The organism is Bifidobacterium sp. B4081, assembly GCF_026537335.1.
Classification (GTDB): domain Bacteria; phylum Actinomycetota; class Actinomycetes; order Actinomycetales; family Bifidobacteriaceae; genus Bombiscardovia.
On the sequence record NZ_JAFNMM010000002.1, the window covers coordinates 1 to 23,683 of the forward strand.

Annotated in this window: 19 protein-coding genes, 1 tRNA gene and 1 pseudogene; 14 read left to right on the plus strand and 7 right to left on the minus strand. The window is 58.3% G+C overall.

The genetic code is table 11. The features are described 5' to 3' along the window. Positions 1-438: 438 nt before the first annotated feature. The 4 genes from J3T92_RS05725 to J3T92_RS05740 all read left to right on the plus strand — a co-directional run bounded on the left by J3T92_RS05725 (position 439) and on the right by J3T92_RS05740 (position 3,491). Positions 439-1,104: an SDR family oxidoreductase gene (locus J3T92_RS05725; RefSeq protein WP_267400302.1), complete on the plus strand. Its 666-nt coding sequence runs from the start codon at positions 439-441 to the stop codon at positions 1,102-1,104. Positions 1,105-1,284: 180 nt separating this feature from the next. Next, positions 1,285-2,037, plus strand: coding sequence for a tyrosine-protein phosphatase (locus tag J3T92_RS05730; RefSeq protein WP_267400303.1), 753 nt, complete (start codon positions 1,285-1,287; stop codon positions 2,035-2,037). A gap of 68 nt (positions 2,038-2,105) precedes the next feature. Further along, complete coding sequence (locus J3T92_RS05735; protein ID WP_267400304.1) at positions 2,106-3,044, plus strand: aldo/keto reductase; 939 nt, start codon at positions 2,106-2,108, stop codon at positions 3,042-3,044. Positions 3,045-3,239: 195 nt separating this feature from the next. Further along, positions 3,240-3,491: a hypothetical protein gene (locus tag J3T92_RS05740; RefSeq protein WP_267400305.1), complete on the plus strand. Its 252-nt coding sequence runs from the start codon at positions 3,240-3,242 to the stop codon at positions 3,489-3,491. A 215-nt stretch (positions 3,492-3,706) separates the two neighbouring features. Here J3T92_RS05740 and J3T92_RS05745 read toward each other — a convergent pair whose 3' ends face one another. Both J3T92_RS05745 and J3T92_RS05750 read right to left on the minus strand, forming a co-directional pair. Then, on the minus strand, positions 3,707-4,525 hold the full coding sequence (locus J3T92_RS05745; protein WP_267400306.1) for a nitroreductase family protein: 819 nt from the start codon (positions 4,523-4,525) through the stop codon (positions 3,707-3,709). Positions 4,526-4,631: 106 nt separating this feature from the next. After that, positions 4,632-4,997: a DUF4235 domain-containing protein gene (locus J3T92_RS05750; protein WP_267400307.1), complete on the minus strand. Its 366-nt coding sequence runs from the start codon at positions 4,995-4,997 to the stop codon at positions 4,632-4,634. A gap of 64 nt (positions 4,998-5,061) precedes the next feature. On the opposite strand from J3T92_RS05750, the gene J3T92_RS05755 reads away from it, so the two are divergent. Together J3T92_RS05755 and J3T92_RS05760 are read left to right on the plus strand one after the other, a co-directional pair. After that, entirely contained in the window at positions 5,062-5,772 is a 711-nt protein-coding gene (locus tag J3T92_RS05755) for a histidine phosphatase family protein (RefSeq protein WP_267400309.1), read from the plus strand. Positions 5,773-6,493: 721 nt separating this feature from the next. Further along, positions 6,494-7,831, plus strand: a complete 1,338-nt coding sequence (locus J3T92_RS05760; protein WP_267400313.1) for an ABC transporter substrate-binding protein — start codon at positions 6,494-6,496, stop codon at positions 7,829-7,831. Between the two features lie 19 nt (positions 7,832-7,850). Here the strand turns inward: J3T92_RS05760 and J3T92_RS05765 are convergent, their stop codons facing one another. Next, entirely contained in the window at positions 7,851-8,855 is a 1,005-nt protein-coding gene (locus J3T92_RS05765; protein ID WP_267400316.1) for a LacI family DNA-binding transcriptional regulator, read from the minus strand. A 240-nt stretch (positions 8,856-9,095) separates the two neighbouring features. Here J3T92_RS05765 and J3T92_RS05770 point away from each other — a divergent pair, with 240 nt between their 5' ends. Together J3T92_RS05770 and J3T92_RS05775 are read left to right on the plus strand one after the other, a co-directional pair. Further along, on the plus strand, positions 9,096-9,950 hold the full coding sequence (locus J3T92_RS05770) for a carbohydrate ABC transporter permease (RefSeq protein ID WP_267400608.1): 855 nt from the start codon (positions 9,096-9,098) through the stop codon (positions 9,948-9,950). After that, positions 9,947-10,783: a carbohydrate ABC transporter permease gene (locus J3T92_RS05775; RefSeq protein WP_267400318.1), complete on the plus strand. Its 837-nt coding sequence runs from the start codon at positions 9,947-9,949 to the stop codon at positions 10,781-10,783. The genes J3T92_RS05770 and J3T92_RS05775 overlap by 4 nt, the downstream gene beginning before the upstream one ends. 100 nt (positions 10,784-10,883) lie before the next feature. Here J3T92_RS05775 and J3T92_RS05780 read toward each other — a convergent pair whose 3' ends face one another. After that, entirely contained in the window at positions 10,884-12,656 is a 1,773-nt protein-coding gene (locus J3T92_RS05780; protein WP_267400320.1) for a glycoside hydrolase family 13 protein, read from the minus strand. A gap of 396 nt (positions 12,657-13,052) precedes the next feature. Between J3T92_RS05780 and dnaK the strand changes: the two genes are divergently transcribed. The 5 genes and pseudogenes from dnaK to J3T92_RS05805 form a co-directional block, all read left to right on the plus strand. Then, positions 13,053-14,951, plus strand: a complete 1,899-nt coding sequence (gene dnaK, locus J3T92_RS05785; RefSeq protein WP_121913956.1) for a molecular chaperone DnaK — start codon at positions 13,053-13,055, stop codon at positions 14,949-14,951. 1 nt (position 14,952) lies between these two features. Beyond that, on the plus strand, positions 14,953-15,678 hold the full coding sequence (gene grpE, locus J3T92_RS05790) for a nucleotide exchange factor GrpE (RefSeq protein WP_267400331.1): 726 nt from the start codon (positions 14,953-14,955) through the stop codon (positions 15,676-15,678). 147 nt (positions 15,679-15,825) lie between these two features. Further along, positions 15,826-16,830 carry a J domain-containing protein gene (locus J3T92_RS05795; protein WP_267400333.1) on the plus strand — a complete coding sequence of 335 codons (1,005 nt, stop codon included), beginning with the start codon at positions 15,826-15,828 and terminating at the stop codon, positions 16,828-16,830. A gap of 52 nt (positions 16,831-16,882) precedes the next feature. Then, positions 16,883-17,422 carry a heat shock protein transcriptional repressor HspR gene (locus tag J3T92_RS05800; protein ID WP_267400335.1) on the plus strand — a complete coding sequence of 180 codons (540 nt, stop codon included), beginning with the start codon at positions 16,883-16,885 and terminating at the stop codon, positions 17,420-17,422. Positions 17,423-17,614: 192 nt separating this feature from the next. Further along, positions 17,615-19,123, plus strand: a pseudogene (locus tag J3T92_RS05805) (DEAD/DEAH box helicase); the annotation flags it as partial. Positions 19,124-19,476: 353 nt separating this feature from the next. On the opposite strand, the gene J3T92_RS05810 reads toward J3T92_RS05805, so the two are convergent. Both J3T92_RS05810 and J3T92_RS05815 read right to left on the minus strand, forming a co-directional pair. Next, positions 19,477-19,549, minus strand: a tRNA-Ala gene (locus tag J3T92_RS05810). Positions 19,550-19,632: 83 nt separating this feature from the next. After that, the gene (locus J3T92_RS05815; RefSeq protein ID WP_229133457.1) at positions 19,633-20,316 is read right to left on the minus strand and encodes a VTT domain-containing protein; all 684 of its coding nucleotides are present in this window, start codon (positions 20,314-20,316) and stop codon (positions 19,633-19,635) included. Positions 20,317-20,528: 212 nt separating this feature from the next. On the opposite strand from J3T92_RS05815, the gene J3T92_RS05820 reads away from it, so the two are divergent. Further along, entirely contained in the window at positions 20,529-21,923 is a 1,395-nt protein-coding gene (locus J3T92_RS05820) for a GH1 family beta-glucosidase (RefSeq protein WP_267400342.1), read from the plus strand. A 65-nt stretch (positions 21,924-21,988) separates the two neighbouring features. Here the strand turns inward: J3T92_RS05820 and J3T92_RS05825 are convergent, their stop codons facing one another. Next, positions 21,989-23,545 carry a dolichyl-phosphate-mannose--protein mannosyltransferase gene (locus tag J3T92_RS05825; protein WP_229133473.1) on the minus strand — a complete coding sequence of 519 codons (1,557 nt, stop codon included), beginning with the start codon at positions 23,543-23,545 and terminating at the stop codon, positions 21,989-21,991. Positions 23,546-23,683: the final 138 nt, after the last annotated feature.

Sequence of the window (23,683 nt, forward strand, 5' to 3'; positions counted from 1 at the left end):
TCCCATTCCGAACCCGGAAGCTAAGACCCAGCACGGCAATGGTACTGCACCCGGAAGAGTGTGGGAGAGTAGCACACCGCCGCCACAACACATTGAAAGGCCTCTGATGACAACAGTCACCAGAGGCCTTTCCTGTCTTGCCCGAATCACAGCCCCCAGGACACACGGAAACCCAAAACAGTCCGCCACACCCACCACTCAGGCTTGAAGATTGCGCCTCCTCGTAAAGGTAAGCGCCAAGTAATCGAATACGGTTGAGCAGAATATGAAAGGCAACCACGTACTTAAGCTGTCTGGCACTTAGCCAGTCTGCAATTTGATACTCGAAAGCACTGATTCGGACACTCTGGCCTAATATGCCGCCTGTTGCTTATGGCCCGGAAACGTAAAATGACAACAGACAAATCAGTCCCGTAAACACGTATGCGGAGAAAGCGGATGAGCATGGGCAAAAGAATCATTCTTATAGGAGCCACCGGCAGAGTAGGTGCATTGACCCTTGAGGACTTGGTCGAAGCCGGCCATGAGGTGGTAGCCTGCGCACGAGGAGCTTCGAAGATCCGGGCAAGCCGACAAGTGGAGTCCATGACCTTGGATCTACATGACCCGCTTGCCCAAGTAATAGATGCCTTCCGCGAGATGCATGCGGACGTTGTTGTCTTCACCGCAGGCTCGCGCGGCAAGGACATCAATCAGATTGATGCCCTGGGAGCCATGAAGACCATAGAGGCCGCCAAAGCAGTCGGCATCACCAGGTATGTCATGCTGGGAGCCATGTATGCAGCTGACTGGCTGCGTTGGGAGCAGCCCCAAGTCAAGCCTGCGATAGACGCCCTCGCCGATTATTACGTGACCAAGAACATGGCTGACCAGTACCTGATCAGTTCCGGACTGGACTACACCATCATCGAGCCAGGAAGCCTGACCGAACAGGACGGCACAGGAACCATTCATGCAGAGCCCGACGGCCCCGGACCCATACCGATTGCGGATGTTGCACAATCCCTTGCCGACTGCGTCGACCTTCCCCAGACCGTCGGCAGGATCTACAACATCATCGGAGGCAGCACGCCTATCAGACAGGCCCTGACCGCAAAGCAGTGACAGAACCCGCTAATTATTCAAGAACAGCTCTGACTTGAAACCACGGTGTGCACAGCAACGGGTAATTGCACCTTAGTTGGAATGCTTGCACTGCAGATCGCGCGCTGGCATGCTGCGTACCTGTAATCTTTGCGAGGATGAGGTGGCTTGGAGACAGGGCGAATCTTAAGGAGGTCGTTGATGAACATCACCAATTTTCGGGATCTGGGTGGCATGCGGACCATTCATGGCCGCCGGGTCCGCACCCACAGGTTCATCCGGTCAGGACAGCTGGTGGGTCTGGACGAAGATACGAAGAGGGAACTGGTCGACCGCTACCGGGTGACACAGGTCGTGGACTTCCGCCGGCCCTTTGAGAGACAGGAAAGTCCTGACGACAGGATCGATGGTGTGACCTTTATCAACATTGATCTGCTGGAGCAAAGTGGTACCAACGGCGCCAGCCTGGACGATTTCGCCTCGCTGGGTTTAGCGGATCAGGTGAACGGCCACATGTTGAATGTCTACCATGACCTGGTCATGAGTCCTGCGGCTCAGCGGGGATATGGGAAGTTCCTGCGCATCGTCGTGGACAACATCCAGGGGGCCACTCTTTTTCACTGCTTTGCCGGCAAGGATCGGACCGGGTTCGCCGCGGCTCTGGTGCTTTGGCTGCTGGAAGTGGACGACGACCAGATATTCGCGGACTATCTGAAGACCAACCAAGAGAGGGTCGCGGCCAACAATCAACTGCTGGACCAATTCCGCGCCAAAGGCTTCGACCAGGATTCACTGGATGCACTACAGATTGCGCTCTGCGTCAAGAAAGAATACCTAGCCCATGCCCAACAAACCATGGTCGAGTCCTACGGGGATGTCTTCACCTATGCCCAGCAGGCTCTAGGGTTCGGACCGGACCATGTGGAGGCACTGCGCAGCAACCTGCTGGAGTAGCCGCACAAGGCTGGAGGTAGCCGGTACGGGTAGACTCGAGCCTAGACGTCAATTGCGAGGAGGGCATTGTGCGATACATGAACTTAGGACGGTCAGGATTCCGGGCCTCCCGTGTGGCCCTGGGGGTCATGCGGATCGATCAGAAGAGCCGCGAGGAAGCGCGGACCATTGTGGAGACGGCCATGAACGCAGGAGTGGACTTCTTCGACACAGCAGACTGCTACCATGCCGGGGCCAGCAGCCGAGCCCTGGGACAGGCTCTGAAGGATCTGAGCGTAGACCGTGACAGCGTGGGCATTCAGACCAAGTTCGGCATTTTCCGCAACCCGGACAGCGATCAGATCACCCGCTACGACTTCTCCAAGGATCACCTGCTGAAGGCCCTGGATGAGGAGCTGGTCAACCTGCAGACCGACCATGTCGACTTCGTACTGCTGCATCGCCCCGACACCCTGGTCGACTTGGACGATCTGGCCGAAGCCTTCAATGAATTGCAATCCAGTGGAAAGGTTCGGCACTTCGGCGTCAGCAACGTCAACCCCATGCAGGTGGAGCTGCTGCAGAGCGCGGTAAGCCAGCGCCTGGAGGTCAACCAGCTGCAATTCGGCCTGGGACACACCGGCATGGTCGACCAGGAGATTCATGTCAATATGGGCGACGATCCCAGCCTGGACCATGATGGCGGTCTTTTGGCCTATTCACGGCTGAAGTCCATGACCATTCAGGCGTGGAGCCCCTTCCAGACCGGATACTTTGACGGAGTCTTCCTGGACAATCCCCGCTATCCCGAACTCAATGCAGAGTTGGACAAGTTGGCTCAACAGCATGGGGTAACCAAGAGTGCTATTGCTGTGGCTTGGATTCTGCGGCATCCGGCTGGCATACAGGTGCTTCTGGGATCCATGAACCCTGAGCGCATCACCCAGATGGCGGCTGGTGCGGATGTGGATCTGACAGCCCAGGAATGGTACGACCTCTACCTGAGCGCCGGTCACGACCTGCCTTGATCCGTGCTCTAGAGTCGCTCGCGTCCGCCCGGCTTTAACTGTTTCGGATTATGAGGGATTGCGCCCTGCCAGTCTGATCTTGTACCATTCGGATGTGTCATCTGGCAAGGCCTGCCCGATCGGGCATTGGGCGCTATGAGTGCAAAAGTGCACAGAAGGATAGTCAGATTGGTTTCGAGGTAGTCATACTCTGTCATGCATTATTTCACCCCACGACGTTGCGCTGCTACGTCCAAGATCATGTATCACGATCGGGCCAAGGCCCAGCAGGCCGCCGACCGCAGCATGGTTGAACGCAACGTTCTTCTGTGGGTCTACCGTTGTGATTACTGCGGAAACTGGCATCTGACCAGCCATGAGCCGGGCTCCTACCAGCGTATGAGGGCGGGCTCGCGAACTCTGAAACCGTATAGCCGCAAACGTGGGTATAAACCTCGTCGTCGGTAGGGGCAGTCATTGCCTCTGCAGCTCCAGCGTTCGACTTGGCATTCTTGATGATCGCCGAGTTGGTTCAGACGGCCCCAGGCAGCAAGATCGGATTCCGCTGATCTCGCTGCCTGGTGCCGATTGGGCTTTGTTTGTTCACCACTAGGCTGCTGAACTAGGCTGGTGAACTTCTCAGGTGAGCCTTACAGTTGTCTGGCCAGCAGGGACTTCATTGCCTAGCAGGCTGGGTCAAAGCCCTGCCGGCGGATCGAATCCAGCATGGGTTCATGGCCGGAGGCAGGGTTGCGAACCTTGTCAGTCATCATGGCGCTGAATGAACGGTGGGGATCATCCAGGTGCCGGATGTCGCGATAATAACGTGTGACCGTCTGGTCGAAGTCGGCCAAGGCATCCTTCATGTCTGCATCATCGTCGGCCCGCTGATAGGTGTTGGTGAAGATTTGCGCCTGACGAGGCATCCTGGGCTTGGGATCCGGATCCTGGGCCGGATGGCCAATGGCAAGACCCAGCACCGGGTAGACCAGCTTGGGCAACTTCAGCAGATCGATTAGTCTGTTCGTATCATTGATGACACTGCCCAGAATGACTCCGCCCAGGCCCAGGGCGTTGGCTGCGGTCTCCATGGCGTGCAGGGCCAGGACCGCATCATTCTGGGACTGCAGGAAGACATAACCGGAGTTGAGCAGGGTGGTATCCGGATCCAGATCATCGTCGAATCGTCGGACCAGATCGGCATTGCGGCGCTGGTCGGCGAGGAAGATGTAGAGTAACGGGGCTTCGGCGACGTAGCGCTGATGGGCCATATCCGCGATAGCCAGCGCCTCATCATGATCCGTGACCCTGATGGCCGACCATTCGTGGAAATACCGGCTTGTCGCTGCATGCTGGGCCGCCTGCTCCAGCAGGGCGACGGTCTGGACGTCTACCGGTTCGTCAGTGAATCCGCGGATGGAGCGCCGTTCAAGCAAGGTCCGTATGGTGGGATTGTCGGCCGGATTTGCGGTCGGGGTTTTCTGTGAATTTGATAAGGTCATTTTGACATTCTGGCCGTCAACGCCTGCCAATGCAAGACCTTGTCGTCAAAATCACGCAATCAGCGTTATCAGACCCAGCCTGGTTATCAGTCAGCGTCCCTTGCTTTCAGCGCTGGTGACGACGGTCGATCAGAGCCTGGGAACCCCGCTCGGACAGACCTGAGACCAGGGCGGTGACGGCTGCCGACAGAACGCCGAAGAGAAGACCGGCGGTAGCGCTCTCCTGATCCTCTTCGGGGCTGTCCACGCCTCCATTGCGCTTGCGGACCAGTCCGCTCCAAAAGGCCTGGAAGAGCTTGCCAGCCAGCAGTGCGGCGATGCTGGGAAGCACAAACTTGACCAGTTTGTCTATTAGCGATTCCGGGTCAGATTCAATCGAGTTACGCATGTCATTCACCTTGCTATCCACCTGATGAAGCATGCCGACCACTTGGTCGGCCATCCTGCCAGGTTCCCGTCCTGAGTCCGTCATAGGTTCATTATCCCACACGCAGGGAGCTTGGGGCGTGACCGGACCTGGGGTTAAACTGCCATCTATGTACATTGCGAATGATACGTCGGGCAATGATGCCTCGGCCAAAAGCGAAGGCTACGCTGTGCTGCTGCGGCATGGTCAGACAGTTTGGAGCGAAACCGGACAATATACGGGGCGCACTGATATCCCTCTGACTGACCAAGGGCGTGAACAGGCCAAAGAGGCAGGTCAAAGGCTGGCCAAGGCCTTCCCCAATGGGTTTGACCCCGACTGCATTTTTTCCAGCCCCCTGCAACGAGCCAGGCAGACAGCCGAGCTGGCCGGTTTCCCTGATCCGGCGCCGATGGATGAGATCCTGGAGTGGGATTACGGTCCGGCCGAAGGGCACCGTCCTCAGGATGTGGTGTCCAGCCTTGGACGTGATTGGAAACTGTGGATCGATGGTCCGCATGCTTTGGGCATCGATGAGCTGACTGGCGACCGGGTGGCCAATCTGTCCTCGGGCAGCCCAGTTTCTGTGCACGTAACTCAGGGCGAAAGTCTGGATCAGGTAGCTGCCCGTGCGCGGGGGGTCGTCGAATGGCTTGAGCCCCTGGTGTGTTCGGGGCGGCATGTGCTCCTGGTGGCGCACGCCCACATCCTGCGCATCCTGACAACGCAGTGGCTTGACTTGGATCCCCATAAGGCCCAGTTGTTCAGGATGAATACGGCGCATTACGGTGTTCTTGGCATCTACCAGGGCAAGCGCGTGCTTAGACAGTGGAACGTGTGATCAGGTTGAATATTAGTTTGTCTTAGTCGCGACTTGCTGTCGGCGCCCCAACGTGGCTCTTTTCCCGATACGAACATAAGAAATACTGCCATGCCTACTCCTGAGGCCTGGGAGACTATAGCCGTGGGAGAGGACTCAATGCTGAATATTTGATCTATCTGGCTTGGGCTTTGTGCCATCTTGACGACGGTGCGCTCCGCCTGGCTGGCTCGGCAGGCACAGCAAAAGCATTGACCAGTTTTTGCGCGCTGAGAATGGCGTGCAGAAACATGTATTTCAGTAATCGCGAGGGCAATGTTTCCAAGCCTCAAACAGAGGATATTGCGTTATCGATTTGAGGAAAGAGTGGCCTTGTCATAGCTCATGGGCGTATTTAGCGGATCATGATCGCATCGGATCTGCATAATGACGTGCCGTTTTTGCAGTCGATGATGACTGGGCGAGTCCCCCCGTCAAAATAACGTACCGATCTAGAGAGTTCTTTAAGATATTATGCAAACGTTTGTATAAAAGAACACATTTTTTCTTGTAAAATAGTGGAAGTGAATTATTAAGGGCAATTAATAAGCCTAATTGAGAGACAATATAAAATGCTAGCGTTTGCAATTCGATCGGAAAAGTGGGAAATTATGAGTACAGGCGGTTGATGAAGCTTAGCTTGATCTGTGCCGCCGCGTAAGTGATTGCGGGACACCTCGCGATCTAGAGGAAAGGTTCAAAGATGAATAATACGGTCAAGACGGCCATAACTGCGGCGGTGGCTACAGTCATGACTCTTGGAGCCGTTGCCGGGTGCGGGGCCTCCGGAACTGCTGCCAAAAGTGATCAAGGGAAGGTGTATTTCCTCAATTCCAAGCCTGAAGTTTCGGACAGTTGGAAGAAGATTGCCGATGAGTATACCAAGCAGACAGGTGTTCAGGTCACGGTGGAAACCGCGGCTTCGGGAACTTATCAGCAGTCACTGAAATCCGAGTTTGCCAAGTCTGAACCGCCTACACTCTTTCAGCTCTCTGGGCCGGTGGACATGGAGACTTGGAAGGATTACACGGCTGATCTGACTGACACGGCAATCTACAAGCAGATGAAGGATCAGACCCTCGCCTTGAAATCTGCAGAAACCGGTAAGCCAGTAGGCGTGCCCTTCGTTATAGAAAGCTATGGCTTGATTTATAACAAGGACATCCTGGACAAGTACACCAAGACCAGCGGCGCAGCGGTCAAATCCGTCAAAGACATTAACTCATTCGACAAGCTCAAGGCTGTTGCTGATGGGATGCAGAAGCACAAGGACGAACTGGGTATCAAGGGAGCATTTACTTCAGCCGGTTTTGACTCGAGCTCCATCTGGCGGTATGACACTCACTTGGCCAACATGGCGCTTGATAGAGAATTCAAAGATGATGGAATCACGCAGGAGCCGGCCAGCATTAAAGGCACCTACCTGCCTCAGTTCAAGGACATTTTTGACCTGTATCTAACGGATTCGACCACTCCGCGCACGCAGCTCAGTGGCAAGACGAATGATGATGCGAACTCTGAATTTGCCTTGGGGGACGCTGCATTCTATCAAAACGGCACTTGGGCCTGGACTGATCTGCAGAACGCTGGGATGGATGCCGACAAGGTCGGTATGATACCCATCTACATGGGTTTGCCCAACGAGCATGAGCAGGGATTGGCGACCGGTTCTGCGCAGTACTGGTGCTTGAATAAAAAAGCCGATGCCAAGAACATCAAGGCTACCGAGAAGTTCCTTGACTGGATGATTACTTCAGAACAGGGCAAGAATGCCATAGCCAAGGATATGGGTTTCACCACCCCGTTTAAGACTTTCAACAAGGTGAAGACCGATAACCCTCTGGTCGCCGCTATGCAGAAAGACTCTGATTCCAAGCATGAGCGTGTGGGCTGGAGCTTCACGGTTGCGCCTTCGGAGCGTTGGAAGGATGATCTCGGAAGCGCCATGCTTGAATATGCCCAGGGCACTGCCGGCTGGGATGGTGTCCAGAAGGCCTTCGTAGACAATTGGGCGAAGGAGTATCAGGCCAACAAACACTGATTCGTTGTAAGGAATGGTCTCAGCGCTGGAGCGGAGCGGTGGACGACCGGAGAATCAATGTGGGAAGGATCAGCTCATGCGGATTCTCCGGCTTCTTTCCCTCGATAAGCTGCAGGGTCTTCTTGGCAAGCGAAACAGCCATTTCATAAGGCTTCTGCCGAATGGTGGTCAGGCCGATATCCTCTGCGAATTTGCTGTCGTCATATCCTATGACGGACATGTCTGAGGGAACGGCGATGCCGAACCGCTGCAGCTGGAAGATGAGTGGTATGGCCAACGAATCTTCCTGACCCGCTATTGCGGTGGGTCTGGTTTTCAGGCTTTCCAGCTGTGCCAGCACAACACTGGTGGGGTTTTCGGTTGCCGGGGCTGCCAGGACCGTTGGTTTGATGTTGGCAGCTCTGCAGGCGCTCAGGAACCCTTCCAATCTGGCTTGAACGCTGAAACGAAGCGAAGCGACAGGAGTTGATCGTACATATGCAATATGAGTGTGACCTAGAGCTATCAGATGATTGGCCAACAGCATGCCACCATTGAAATCGTCAATGCGGACCGAGGCCATGAAGCCCTTCTCCTCCGTAACGTTGAGACTGAGAATCGGCACGTTGATGCTGGCAAGACGAGAAACCTCTGAGGCTTCAATGTCGAAGGAGGTGACGATGACGGCATCGACGTTGCGCTTCACTGGTAATGCTTCAAAGAATTCTCTTCGTGCATGGCCACTGGTGATCTGGCAGATGGAGATGTCATACCCATTGCGAGAAAAGACCGCGTTGAACCCTTCCATGATGGTCGAGTTGAACCAGGTGCTCAAGTGGTCGTTGATGAGCACCGCCACCCGTAGGGACTGGCCTGATTTGAGCGCGGTCGCGGAACGGGAAATCGAAAAGTTCAATTTTCGTGCAGTTGACAGCACCCTGGAACGCGTGCGCTCGGAGACCAGTTCCGGCCGAGTGAATGATCGAGAGACGGTGGAAACGGAGACATTTGCTTGTTTGGCCACGTCCTGGATTGTGGATTCCATGGATAACTCCTCGTCAAAGCTGAGCCAAGACCAGCTCCTGCAATTGAATGCTGTTGCGGTGCTCAGATATCTGATGATAGCGCGCTCGATTGAAATACTGTCTGTTCCGCTTATGTCGTCTTTGGTTGTTGCAAGGAGCTATCGATGTGTTGAAAACGATACTGGAGCTGTCAATTTGCAAAGGAGCAAGCGTATGTGTGCATCAATGGACGTGTCGTCCCGAATGAGAGGGCGGGAATGATGATTTCGATGGTTGGTCGGTCGATTCGTAGGTGGTGGGGGTTGTTTGTGTTGCCTACGTTGTTGGCGTTTGTGGTTGGTTTTGTGGTGCCGTTTGTGATGGGTGTGTATTTGAGTTTTTGCCGGTTCACGACGGTGGTGGATGCCCGGTTTGTGGGGTTGGGCAATTATGCGGCGGCGTTGTCGGATAGGGAGTTCTGGCATGCGATGGTGTATACGGTGGCGTTCACGGTGGTGACGACGGTGGTCATCAATGTGTGTGGTTTCGCGGTGGCGTATATGCTGACCAAGGCGATCCGTGGGGCGAATGTGTTCCGTTCGGTGTTCTTCATGCCGAATCTGATCGGTGGGATCATCCTGGGGTATATCTGGTTGCTGTTGTTGAACGGCGTGCTGCAGCATTGGGGTCGTTCGATCACGTATTCGGGGGTGTATGGCTTCTGGGGGATGGTGCTGTTGTATTGCTGGCAGCAGATCGGCTATATGATGATCATTTACATTGCCGGTCTTCAGGCGTTGCCTGGGGATGTGGTGGAGGCCGCTTCGGTTGACGGGGCCAGCGGCCGTCAGATCCTGTTCCGGATCACGTTGCCGTTGATGATGCCTTCGATCACGGTGTGCACGTTTTTGACGATGACCAACGGGTTCAAGATGTTCGATCAGAATCTGGCGTTGACCAACGGGGCGCCGTCGAACACGTCGGAGCTGTTGGCGTTGAACATCTACCGGACCTTCTACGGGCGTACGGGCTTCGAGGGTGTGGGCCAGGCGAAGGCGGTGGTGTTCTTCGTGATCGTGGCGGTGATCGCGGTGGTGCAGAACAGGCTGACGACCAGCAGGGAGGTGTCGGCATGAGCGGCAAGGTGAAGCATTCGGGGCTGTGGACTCTGTTCTTTGCTCTGGTGTCCTTGTTGTGGGTGTTCCCGATCGCGCTGGTGGTCGTGAACTCGTTCAAGAACAAGGCGTATATCTCGCGCAACGCGTTCTCGCTTCCCACGGGCAGGACGTTCGTGGGTCTGGAGAACTACCGCAGGGGTGTGGAGCGGACGAACCTGCTGGCCAGCTTCGGCTGGACGGTGGTGGTGACCGTGGGTTCGGTCCTGCTGATCCTGGTGTGCACGTCCATGTGCGCCTGGTGGATCGTCAGGGTCAACACGCGGGTGGCGAGGTTCCTGTATCTGCTGTTCCTGTTCAATATGATCGTGCCGTTCCAGATGGTGATGTTCACCCTGTCGAAGATGGCCGACATGCTGGGTCTGAACACGCCGTGGGGGCTGTGTGTGGTGTATCTGGGGTTCGGTGCCGGCCTGGCGGTGTTCATCTTCACGGGCGTGGTCAAGGGCATCCCCCAGGAGCTGGAGGAGTCGGCCATGATCGACGGGGCCAGCATCCCGCGCACCTTCTTCGGGATCGTGGTGCCGATCATGCGTCCCTCGATCGTGTCGGTGGCGATCCTGGAGGCCATGTGGATCTGGAACGACTTCCTGCTGCCCTACCTGACCCTGGACATGCGCCGGTTCAAGACCATGAGCATCGCCATCCAGTACCTGAAGGGCGGGTACGGCTCGGTGGACATGGGCGCCATGATGGGCTGCCTGGTCCTGGCCATCATTCCCATCATCGTCTTCTACCTGATCTGCCAGAAATACATCATCAAAGGCGTCCTCGCCGGCGCCGTCAAAGGATAAACCAAAATCTGGTACATACCAGATTTTAAAAGGGCCTCGCAGCAATATGTGGATTACTGCGAGGCCCTTTTGCTGACTTGTGCTCAGCGTCCTTTGTCCGTTATTCCTGCACTGTGCGAACTACCCAAGCGGTTGTGTCTTGGGGAAGCGAGCCGTCCTCGGCTAGGTCTCCCGATGTGAGCACAATTCGTCCTTGTGGAAGGGGAGTCGGCGTCTGCGAAAAATTAGTCAGACAGGTCAGTTCCGCAGGCTTAGAATCGACAAGTGCCTTGCGTGTGTAGGAAATCCGGCCGTCTGTGGCAGATAGGGCCGTGACTTCCACGTTGCCTGTGGGGGTCAGCAATGTGGCTCGTAGATTAAGGGCTTTCCGATAGAGGGAGAGCATCGAGGTCTTATTGCTCTCCTCTTGATCAACAGCAAAGTCTTTGAACCAGAGCGGCTGCGGAAGATGGGGGTCGCTGGCTGGCCCTCCATCCTTGGTATGAGAGGGGGAGAACCCGAAGGAGGCCCCTTCTCCAAAGGTAGGATTCCACTTTGCGGGGGCAGGTGTGTCTCCGGCGACCCAGGGCAAGGGGACTCGGCACCCATCACGGCCTTTTTCGCTGTATTTGCCGCGGGTTCGGTGCGCAGTCGGATCCTCCAGACGGTCCCAGGGAATATCAGGAACTTCGAACAGGCCAAGCTCCTCACCCTGATAGATGTATACAGAGCCAGGTAATGCTGCTTCCAGGGCGAATCCTGCGCGTGCCCTGCGCGTGCCCTTGGCCCGATCCTCGAAATAAGTCTGCCCGTCTCGAAGGATCCAGTCCTTGTCAAGCTGATGATAGGTGGAGCTGTCCACTTGGGGCAGCGCGTATCTGGTAGCTTGTCTGACCACATCGTGGTTGCTCATCACCCATGTTGTGGTCGATCCCGAGTCCTTGGCGGATTGCAGGCCTTCGGCAATGGCGGTGTACAGGGCCTGGCAGTCCCAATTAGCCTTGGCGAACTCGAAGTTGAAGACCTGCCCCAGTTCGTTCTCGGATGCGTACAGATGCTGGTGCTCAGGCACGACCCAGGCTTCTCCGACTGCGAAACGGTGAGGTTCAAATTCGTTGAAGACCTTTCGCCATTCCTTATAGATGTCATGTACTTCGGGTCTGTCCCATAGCGGATGCTCATAGTTGTGATAAGTGGACTGTTCCTGGACGGGCCATTTGTCCAGCTCGAACAGAGGGCGGCTGTCCAGATCCTTGGCCAGCCCATGGGCCACGTCAATTCGAAAACCGTCCGTGCCATGATTGGACCAGAAACGGAATATGTCCTTAAAGGCTTCGTGAACTTCCTTGTTCTTCCAGTTCAGATCAGGCTGCTCTTTGGCGAATATATGCAAGTACCATTCGCCGTCGTCAACCTGCTCCCAGGCAGGCCCTCCGAACAAGGACATCCATCCATTGGGTGGCAGTTCTCCATTCGTACCTCTGCCCCGGCGGAAGATGTATCTGTCTCGTTCAGGGGATCCCGGAGCTGCACGCAGGGCATCCTGGAACCATTCGTGCTTGTTTGACGTGTGATTGGGAACAATGTCCACGATGACCTTGAGTCCCATGGCATGAGCTTTGTTGGCCATTTCGTCGAAATCAGCCATGCTGCCCAGGCGTGGGTCGACGTTGCGGTAATCCATGACATCATAACCGCCGTCGGCCAATTCCGATGGGTAGAAGGGTGACAGCCAGATGGCGTCTACGCCCAGGTCTCGCAGATATTCCATTTTTTCGGTCACGCCTCGGAGGTCGCCAATGCCGTCGCCATTGACATCCTTGAAACTGCGCGGATATATCTGATATACAACTGCCTGCTTCCACCAATCATCGTTCATGTTGTTGTTGGTCATGCACATCTCCTCCTCGAAACAGGCCGTCTTATTGATCAGCTTTTATATGACAACGATAGCAAAACCATTGGTCATTGGTTTTCGGCTTTCGAACAGCATTTATGAGAGCTTATTTCAGCGCTAAGATGAGTCAAGGCGAGCTTTGAAAATGCGTAATTGCAAACGTTCTCATTACCATCAAATTGATCCATCTCGGTAATTTAGACGCAGTGGGAATAATATTTGCCAGAAGAAGTTGAGTGATGTAGGCTCAAGTTTCGGAGCGGTCATGATGGCTGCTTGCCCGGGCCGACGGGAGCCGGCCATCGGGACCACGAACGAAGCGCGAGCGGAGAACGTGAACGATGAGGTGCAGGGTCAGGCCCTACGCCCCGATTTCATCAGGAGGTAATGAGTATGGCACGTGCAGTTGGCATTGATCTGGGAACCACCAATTCCTGCATTGCAACCCTGGAGGGCGGCGAGCCCACCGTAATCGTCAACGCTGAGGGCGCGCGGACCACGCCGTCGGTGGTGGCGTTCAGCAAGTCCGGCGAGATTCTGGTCGGCGAGGTGGCCAAGCGTCAGGCAGTCACCAACGTTGACCGGACCATCAGCTCGGTCAAGCGCCACATGGGCACCGACTGGTCCGTCGAGATCGACGGCAAGAAGTGGACCCCTCAGGAGATTTCGGCCCAGATCCTCATGAAGCTCAAGAGGGATGCCGAGTCCTACCTGGGCGAACCCGTCACCGACGCGGTCATCACCTGCCCTGCATACTTCAACGACGCCCAGCGCCAGGCCACCAAGGATGCCGGTAAGATCGCCGGTCTGAACGTCCTGCGCATCATCAACGAGCCCACTGCTGCGGCTCTGGCCTACGGTCTGGAGAAGGGCAAGGAGGATGAGCGCATCCTGGTCTTCGATCTGGGTGGCGGCACCTTCGATGTCTCCTTGCTGGAGATCGGCAAGGACGACGACGGCTTCTCCACCATTCAGGTTCAGGCCACCAACGGCGACAACAAGCTGGGCGGCGATGACTGGGATCAGAAGATCATCGACTGGCTGGTCAGCGAGGTCAAGAACAAGTACAACGTGGATCTGTCCAAGGACAAGATCGCTCTGCAGCGGCTCAAGGAGGCTGCTGAGCAGGCCAAGAAGGAGCTGAGCTCCTCCTCGTCCACCAGCATTTCCATGCAGTACCTGGCCATGACTCCTGACGGGACCCCAGTCCACCTGGACGAGACCTTGACCCGGGCGCACTTCGAAGAAATGACCTCCGACCTGCTGGGCCGTTGCCGCACGCCTTTCAACAACGTGCTGCACGATGCCGGCATTTCGGTTCAGGACATCGATCACGTGGTGCTGGTCGGCGGCTCCACCCGTATGCCCGCCGTCAAGGACCTGGTCAAGGAACTGACCGGCGGCAAGGAAGCCAACCAGACCGTCAACCCCGATGAGGTCGTGGCCGTCGGCGCTGCCGTGCAGTCCGGCGTCATCAAGGGCGACCGCAAGGACGTGCTGCTCATCGACGTGACCCCGCTTTCCCTGGGCATCGAGACCAAGGGCGGCATTATGACCAAGCTGATCGACCGCAACACCGCTATCCCCACCAAGCGGTCCGAGGTCTTCTCGACCGCCGAGGACAACCAACCCTCCGTGCTGATCCAGGTCTACCAGGGCGAGCGTGAGTTCGCCCGCGACAACAAGCCTCTGGGGACCTTCGAGCTGACGGGCATCGCTCCGGCTCCGCGCGGCGTCCCTCAGATCGAGGTCACCTTCGACATCGACGCCAACGGCATCGTGCACGTCTCCGCCAAGGACAAGGGCACCGGCAAGGAGCAGTCCATGACCATCACCGGCGGTTCCGCCCTGCCCAAGGACGAGATCGACCGCATGGTCAAGGAGGCCGAGGCTCACGAGGCCGAGGACAAGCAGCGCCGTGAGGACGCCGACACCCGCAACGCCGCCGAGTCCGCCGCCTACCAGACCGAGAAGCTGGTCAACGACAACAAGGACAAGATCTCCGACGAGGTGGCCAAGGAGGTCACCGACAAGGTCAACGCTCTGAAAGAGGCTCTGAAGGGCGAAGATATGGACAAGATCAAGAACGCTCAGAGCGAGCTGATGACCTCTGCCCAGAAGATCGGCCAGGCCCTCTACGCCCAGCAGGGCTCCGCTGACGGTGCAGGCGCTCAGGGCGCTGCAGGTGCCGCCGGTGCTGCCTCGAGTGCAGGCTCCTCTTCGTCCGCCGATGACGACGTGGTGGATGCCGAGGTTGTGGATGACGACGACAAGAAGAAGGACGGCGAGTGACATGTCGGCCTTCGACAAGGATGATGCCGGGCCGCTGAAGGGCGACCTGGCCGCCGCCGGCGAACCGGACGGGAACGAGGCCAAGGCCTCTGACACCGCCTCGACGCCTGACCAGGAAGCGGCTCGCGGACGTCACGCCGACAAGAGCGCAGCAGACGAGAGCCAGGCGGCTGGCCAGACCTCGTCGGATTCCTCCGCCAAGGACGCTTCGTCCGCCGATGCTCAGGCTGACGACAAGACTGATTCTGATTCGGCCAAGGAAGACGGCACCGACAAGGAATCAGAGGGTCTGACCCCTCTGGGCCAGGCCAAGAAGGAGGCCGCCGATTATCTGGAGGCTCTCCAGCGCGAGCGGGCCGAGTTCGTCAACTTCCGCAACCGTGCCAAGAAGGAGCAGGACATCTTCCGCCAGCACGGCATCGTGGATGTACTGACCGCCCTTCTTCCGGCCCTTGATGACATTGACCGGATCAAGGAGCACGGGCAGATGGACGACTCCTTCCAGGCTGTGGCTAAGAAGATCGACAAGACCTTCGAGAAGTTCGGCGTTGAGAAGTTCGGTGAAAAAGGCGAGGACTTCGACCCCACCAAGCATGAGGCCATCCTGCACAAGCCGGACCCCGAGGCCACGAAAGAGACCGTTGACACGGTGGTTGAGGCGGGCTATCGGATCGGCGACCGGGTGATTCGGGCTGCCAGGGTAGTGGTGACTTCGCCAGGGCAGTAGCAGGGACGGTGATTGCGGACCTTCCGCAGGCTGAATCGACGCCTTCGCATGCGGCGGCTGGGTGGGTTATGGTCCCGCCTGCCGCCGCACGCGAAAGGGCGGATTCCAATTCCATATATTCGTAGCTTATGAGGAAAGGAGACATGGATGGCTGAGAATGAATGGCTGAGCAAGGACTATTACAAGGTCCTTGGTGTCTCCAAGGACGCCAGCGAAGCGGAGATCACCAAGGCCTACCGCAAGCTTGCCCGCAAATACCATCCCGATCTCAATAAGACCAAGGAGGCCGAGGAGAAGTTCAAGGATATCTCCGAGGCCTACGACGTGCTCAGCAACAAGGAGCAGCGTCAGAAGTACGATGCCATCCGCCAATTCGGCATGGGGGGAGCCCGGTTCGCCGGCGGCTCCGGCCAGGGTGGCTTCAACACCGATGCATTCTCGGACATCTTCGGCTCCATGTTCGGCGGGGCCGGGGCGCCGGGAGGCACCCGCATCCGGTTCGGCAACGGTTCAGGACAGCCCGATTTCGCTGATATCTTCTCCTCCTTCGGCGGAGGGGCCGGTGGTGGCGGCCGAACCACCTACCAGGAGACCAGGCCCAGGCCCGTCAAGGGCGAGGATCGCAACTCGAAAATTGGCCTGTCCTTCCGTCAGGCGGTCAAGGGGGCCACGGTCTCCCTGAGCGTGGGTGGCAAGCGCTTCAAGACGCATATCCCCGCTGGAGTTCACAACGGCCAGAGGATCAGGCTGGCCGGCAAGGGTCGGCCTGGCAGGGACGGGGGCGCCAATGGCGACCTCTACCTGCAGATCAGCGTTCAACCCAGCCAGCGGTTCACCATGGAGGACAGGGACCTGGTCATGACCCTGCCGGTGACGGTATCCGAGGCAGCCCTGGGAGCCAAGGTTCAGGCACGGGACATCGACGATCAGGTCGTCACCTTCAAGATTCCGGCTGGCTCCTCCAGCGGCGACGAGATTCGCATCGCCGGCAAGGGGGTTCAGGACCGGCGCGGCAAGGGCGACCTGGTGGGGCGGCTTGAGATCCGTATGCCCAGTCGGTTGGGTATGGCCCAGAAGAAGGCCATGCGTGACTTTGCCAAGTCCAGTGGCGACTTCGACGAGCAGATCGCCGGAGAACGCATGAAGATATGACGATCCGGATGCCGGACCAAGTCGGAACGAACAGCGGAGAGGAGTGATGATCATGGTCAGGGTGGATCCCGAGACCAGGCGGATCTATCTGGCCTGCGCTCGCGGTCTGGTGGCCGGGCGCATCAGCCTGGATGATGCCGACGATGCCGGCTTGGACATTGAGTTGCCGGTCTTCAGCGTCGGCCAGGTCGGGCAGTTGGCCAACATCCATCCGCAGACCCTGCGCCAATATGACCGGTTGGGTCTGATCGTGCCGGAACGGACCGAGGGGGGTGCGCGGCGATACTCCCTGCGGGATCTGGACCGGTTGGGTCAGGCCCAGCATCTGAGCCAGGACGAGTCCATCAACCTGGCCGGGGTGACCAGGATTCTGGCCCTGGCCGAGGAGAATCGTCAACTGAGGCGCCAGCTGCGCCGCTCCCACCAGTCACAGGGGTCCAGCATGTTCGCCGCCGCTGCCGACGGCCGGGTTGTCGAGGTCAGGCGGTCCAGCAGAGCTCGGCTCTGGCGGCAGGACACGACGCATGACGAGGCTGATCCGACTGATTCCAAATCGCTGATCGTCTGGAGCGTACGCTCCTCAGGTAGGTGAGGGGCCTGTGCTATGTTGTACAGGTTGGCCGCTCGCCCAAGAGCTGCGGCCGATCGTCGCCTGAATGCTTCGAGTACGGGGAAACCGCTTGCGCGAAATTCGTCATTCTCTGCTTTGCACGCGGCCTGCGAACTGTCGACCGACAGTACCGTTTCTTCCCTGTTGTGAAAGGTCATTGTGACTGATTCATCCATGTCCGATTCCGATTCGTCCAATTCCGATCATTCTGCCGTAGACCCTATGACTTTCGACCAGCTGGGGGTGCCTGAGCCCTTGGTTCGCGTCCTGCGCAAGGACGGCAAGACCAGTGCCTTCCCCATTCAACGGGACACCCTGCCTGATGCTCTGGCTGGCCGCGACATTCTGGGACGGGGTCGGACCGGTTCCGGCAAGACCCTGGCCTTCAGCATCCCTCTGGTGGGTCGACTGGCTGCCGGCGAGGGAGGACGTGCCCGTCATGGCCGCGGAGGTGGCGCTAGTCCAGGCAGTCTGCCCCACCCGCGCGGTCTTGTCTTGGCTCCTACCCGCGAGCTGGCCAATCAGATCGATGAGGTTCTCAATCCGCTGACTCAGGCCTACGGCATGCGGACCTGCACCGTTTACGGCGGTGTAGGTCAGGGCCGTCAGGTCGATGCCCTTCGGCGCGGGGCCAAGATTGTGGTGGCCTGCCCGGGTCGCTTGGAGGACTTGCTTCGCCAGCACAAGCTCAGCCTGGAGGATGTGGAGATCGCCGTGCTGGACGAGGCCGACGAGATGGCTGATATGGGCTTCCTGCCTGCTGTGGAGCGGATTCTGGCCCAGGTTCGCCCGGGCGGTCAGCGCATGCTCTTCTCAGCCACCCTGGATCACGGTGTGGATGCCGTGGTCAAGCGTTTCCTCAAGGATCCCAAGATTCACGAGGTGGATTCCGCCACCCAGCATGTGGATCTGATGACCCACCACATCTTCCGCACCACCCAGGCTGCCAAGCATGATCTCGTGCGCAAGTTGGCCTCGGGCACAGGACGGCGGATTCTCTTCACTCGGACCAAGTTCCAGGCCAAGAAGCTGGCCAAAAACCTGATCGACAATGGCATCCCGGCCGCACAGCTGCACGGCAACCTTTCTCAGAACCAGCGTGATCGCAACCTGGGGGCTTTCTCCCGGGGCGAGGTGAAGGTCCTGGTAGCTACCGATGTGGCTGCCCGCGGTGTGGACATCAGCGATGTGGACCTTGTGGTTCAGGTGGATCCACCAGCCGATCCCAAGTCCTTCCTGCATCGGTCAGGGCGTACGGCCCGGGCCGGCCGTTCCGGCGACGTGGTCACCCTGGTCCTGCCTGACCAGTGGCGCGACACCAGGCGGATGCTACGCATGGCCCATATCGATGCCAAACCGGTTCAGGTGACCGCCGATTCGCCCGAGGTTACCGAACTCGTAGGGCCCGTGGCCAAGCCGGTGCACGGCTGGTCCTTGCAAGCCGAGCAACCGCAGGCCTCGGGGGGCCGTTCTGCCCGTGGAGGCCGTGGCGGCCGAAGCGGACATCGGAATCGTTCCCGGTCAGACAGGCATTTCGATCGCGACGGCCAGGCTAGGGCTGCGGGCCGGGATCGGGACCGTCGGCCTTACCGTTCCCGGCGGTCAGGTGACCGACCGGTATTCGATCGTGAGGATGGTCCCTTGGACGGCCGGACCAGAGGCCATCGTCATTCCGGCAGCAGCGAGCGGACCCATGGTCACGACCATGGCCGTGGCAACGGCCGTGCTGGATCTCGTTTTGACGCAGACCGTCGCGGGTTCCGCCGCGGTCATCGTCATCATCGTCGCGATGACAACCCCTTCCGCTCTGCCTCCAAGCGTTGATCCACTGATGGGCGTGTTTTTAGTAATACGTCCATCGTGGTTGTCGGCTTCGATGAAGCCTCTCTGAGGTTTGACGAGGAATTGCAGTTCAATCTGACCCTGGCCGTGCGCCAGGGTTCTTGTTTTTAAAACTGCCTGATTGATCCTTGCAGAAGAGCGATTGCGATGTAGCGAAACAGCATAGAAAAGAAGAAAAAAGTATCTCGACACTGTGGAGCTGAGGGTAGTCGAAACCCCGACCTCTTCGATGCGAACGAAGCGCTCTACCAACTGAGCTACAGCCCCATTCGTTGCCCGACCGTAGCCGAACAACAGAAGCTTACTTTAACGCGTGCCCTGGCCAAACGCAAAATATCTCAGGCCAAGTATCAGTCTGCCTTGGCGCTGGTTTCTTCGGCGGAAGCCTTCTTGCGGCCGAACTTTGCCTTGAGCAGGCCAATGACCGTGGGCAGGACCGAGATGACCAGGATCAGGATGATGACCAGCTCGAAATGCTGCTGGACTGCGGGGATGCCGCCGAAGAAGTAGCCCAGGAGGGTGAAGAGACTTGACCATACCAAGCCGCCTAGCACACTGAAGGGGGTGAAGCGCCGCCACCGCATTCCGGAGATTCCCGAAATGAAAGGCATGAAGGTCCTGATGAAGGGGAGGAAGCGTCCCAGGACCACGGCCAGAGGGCCCCACTTGTCGATCAGGCCCTCGGTCTTGGCGATTCGTTCGGGGGTCAGTGACTTCACGCGCCCTGAACGGACGATGGCCCGGCCGAAGAAGTGCCCGATGAAGTAGTTGCTTTGATCGCCCAGGATGGGGGCCAGCCAGACGACGGGCAGGAGCACGTCCAGGGCCATACCGCTGGATGGGTCATGGGCGAAGACGCCGGCGGCGAAGAGCAGGGAGTCGCCCGGCAGAAAGGGCATGAAAACCACGCCTGTTTCGATGAAGATGATCAGGAAGATGAACCCGTAGGTCGGCACCAGCCCCATGGCGATCCAGCTCGCGATGGCGCTGCGCGGATCCTTGAGCAGGTGTATCAACCAGTTGACGAACCCCATGAATCGTGTTCCATTCCGTCGATGTGTGCTTTTCCGAAACCGAGACATACTTTAACAAGCTGGCCTTGGCACCCGGCACTCCCCGGTCTGATTCCTTGCGAGGACAACACAACCCATTGTTGCCGGACTTATCGGCAGTCGGCCACGGTCCTGTCGTCGGCCCACCTGTGCGAAGATAGGCGGGAAGGGTCACACAATTGAGGAGTGGACATATGGTCAATGACGAACGACTTGCCTTCCCTGAGGACTTTATCTGGGGCACGGCAACGGCATCCTTCCAGGTGGAGGGTGCGGCGCACGAGGATGGCAGGGAAGACTCCATCTGGGACGTTTACTGCAGGCAGCCAGGAAAAATAGCGGATGGATCCAATGGCGATGTCGCCTGTGACCAGTATCACCGCTACCCAGAGGACATTGCTCTGATGAAGCGGATGGGGGTGGGAGCCTACCGGCTGTCTGTGGCCTGGCCTCGTATTGTGCCCCAGGCAGGTGGCGCCATCAACCAGGCTGGCCTGGACCACTACCGGCGGGTGCTGGACATGCTGTTGGAAAATGACATCAAGCCTGTCGTCACCCTCTACCACTGGGATCTGCCCCAGTACCTGCAGGAGGCTGGAGGCTGGGCCAACCGCGACACCGCCCAACGATATGCCGACTATGCAGCCGTCCTGGCCAAGGCTCTGGGCGATCGGGTGCAGACCTGGACTACCCTGAACGAACCCTGGTGCTCGGCCTATCTGGGCTACGGCAATGGCGGCCATGCTCCAGGTATCTGCGACTACGGGCAGGCCCTGGCAGCGGTTCATCATCTGAATCTCGCGCATGGGCTGGGAGCCCAGGCCATCCGTGCTGAACTGGGTGACAGGGCTCACATATCGGTGACCCTGAACCTGCAGGTCAATCGGGCTGATAGCGACGATCCGGCGGATCTGGCGGCCAAGACCCGGGCTGACCTGTTCGCCAACGAGGTCTGGCTGGGCCCCATGCTTGCCGGCACCTATGATCAACGCATCCATGATGCCGCCGAGGGTCTCACTGACTGGAGCTTCGTCCGTGACGGTGATCTGGAACAGATCCATCAGCCCTTGGGCGTGCTGGGCATCAACTATTATTCAACCAACCACGTGCGGGGTCGAAGCGGCGCTGGTTCCGAGCGCAACCCAATGCCCGCCCAGGATATGGTCGAAACTCTGCCTCCCCAGGGACCGTTGACCGCCATGGGCTGGAACCAGGAGCCTCAGGGGCTGACCGACCTGCTTATGGAAGTCTCCGAGCGTTTTCCCAAGCTGGATCTTATGATCACCGAGAACGGGTCCGCCTGGGAGGACCAGGTTAGCTCGGATCCATCCTTCCCTGGAGACAAAGGGGTGCACGATCCCCAGCGGGTGGCCTATCTGGAGGAGCACCTGCGTGCTGTGGCCCGGGCCATCCATGAAGGGGCCCGGGTGACCGGTTACTTCGCCTGGTCCCTGCTGGACAACTTTGAGTGGGCCCTGGGCTACACCAAGCGTTTTGGGCTGATCAGGGTCGACTATGACACCCAGGAGAGGATCTGGAAGGATTCCGGTCTGCGGTACGCACAGATCATCCATGATCGTGCAGTCTGAGCAAGGCGGCATACAAAGGTTACTGCAAGGCGGTCGGGCATCCCTGTCCGGCTGCTTTCTTTGTCTTAGATCCAGCTGGACAGCCACATGTGCATGCGCCAGAAGTCATAGGGGATGGGCATGGCGGTCCACAGCGGGTAGAAGAAGACGGAGGTCAGGCCTAGCAGGGTCAGGCCCATGATCATGGTCTGCCGGTAGAGGATGCTGTCCGAATTCTGCCGTAGCCAGTTGACCACATAGCAGATTGCCAGGATCATCCAGGGCAGGATGACGATGGAATAGAAAGTGAAGGTGGTCCGGTTCATGTATTGGATCCAGGGCAACCAGCCGGCCAACATGCCTGCCAGCACTCCCCAGATTCGCCAATCTCCGTGCTTGACCACGACGGCGATGAAGATAGCCAGGATCATGCAGATGCTGCCCAACCACCAGGTCAGGGGATTGCCCAAGGATGTGACGGCGGCCACGCAAGGGGAGTCCTTGGCCAGTCCGCACAGGCCGGGGAAGCCTGTGATCTTCTGCCAGTAGAAGCTGGTGGGCCTGATCTGCAGGGGCCAGGTCAGGGGGTTGGCCATGTATGGGTGGCGGGTATGCAGGGTGGTGTGGAAGTGCCACATCTGCCGGTGGTATTCAGCCAGGGACCGCAGTCCCTCCGGCAGCCAGGTCAGGCCCTGGCCCGGGTGCTGGGCCGCCCAATTGTGCATGAAGGAATCGCTGTGCAGGAACCATCCCGTCCAGGAGGCCAGATAGGTGCCTGCCCAGACAGGGATCATAAGCAGGGCCGCCGGCAGTCCGTCCCTGAACACGGCGCTCTGCAACCAGGATCCGTATCCTGCCTGATGGCGCTCCCAGCCATCCCAGAGCACCGAAATCAGGGCGAAGACAGCGAAGAAGTAGGCGCCTGACCACTTGGTGCCGGTGGCCAGGCCCAGGAGCAGGGCGGCTCCTGTCCGCCACCAGGACCAGGCGATGAAGGGGCCGGTAGTGGCCACAGGCAGTTCAACGCGGCTGTTCTGTCCTTGCTGTCCCTGTGGCTGAATGATCTTCACCCGGTAGTGCAGGCGGAAATCAGCCTGATCCTTGGCCCAGGATTGTCGCAGCCTGGCTCGAGCCCAGTCCCGATGGCCCATCAGACACAGCCAGGCTCCCAGGACGAAGATCATGACGAAGTTGTCAAGCAGGCCGGTACGGCTCATAACGATGCCCAGACCATCGATAGCCATGAGAAAGCCGGCTGTCAGGGCGATGGGCAGGTTGTGGAAGAGGCGCAGGGCTACTCGGCAGAGCAGCAGGATGGCTATGGTGCCCGCCAGGGCAGTGGCCACCCGCCAGGCGAAGGGGTTCCCGGCTCCACCGAACAGTTTGAGACCCAAGGCGATGCACCACTTGCCCACCGGCGGATGAACCACATATTCGGCCTGGGGCAGCCAGTCGCTTGTATGCCCCTGGGCAAAGATCTGGTCAATGGGAAGGTCAAGGGGGCCGGCTTTTTTCGGCCAGTTGCGCGGCTCGCCGGTCATCAGCATAGTCCAGGCGTCTTTGACGTAATAGGTCTCGTCAAAGACGATGGCCCGAGGGCTGCCCAGCCGTACAAACCGCAGAAGCCCGCCCAGAAGCGCCATGAGTATGCAGGCTAGCCAGCTGCTCTGCCGTCGGGAGAACCGAGGTATCGAGATCCCTCGTTTAGTATGGTGACCTTTGGGCTTGCTGAAGATGGACAGCATGACAGGGCGACCGGACCGGTGGGCGGCGTGCCTGCC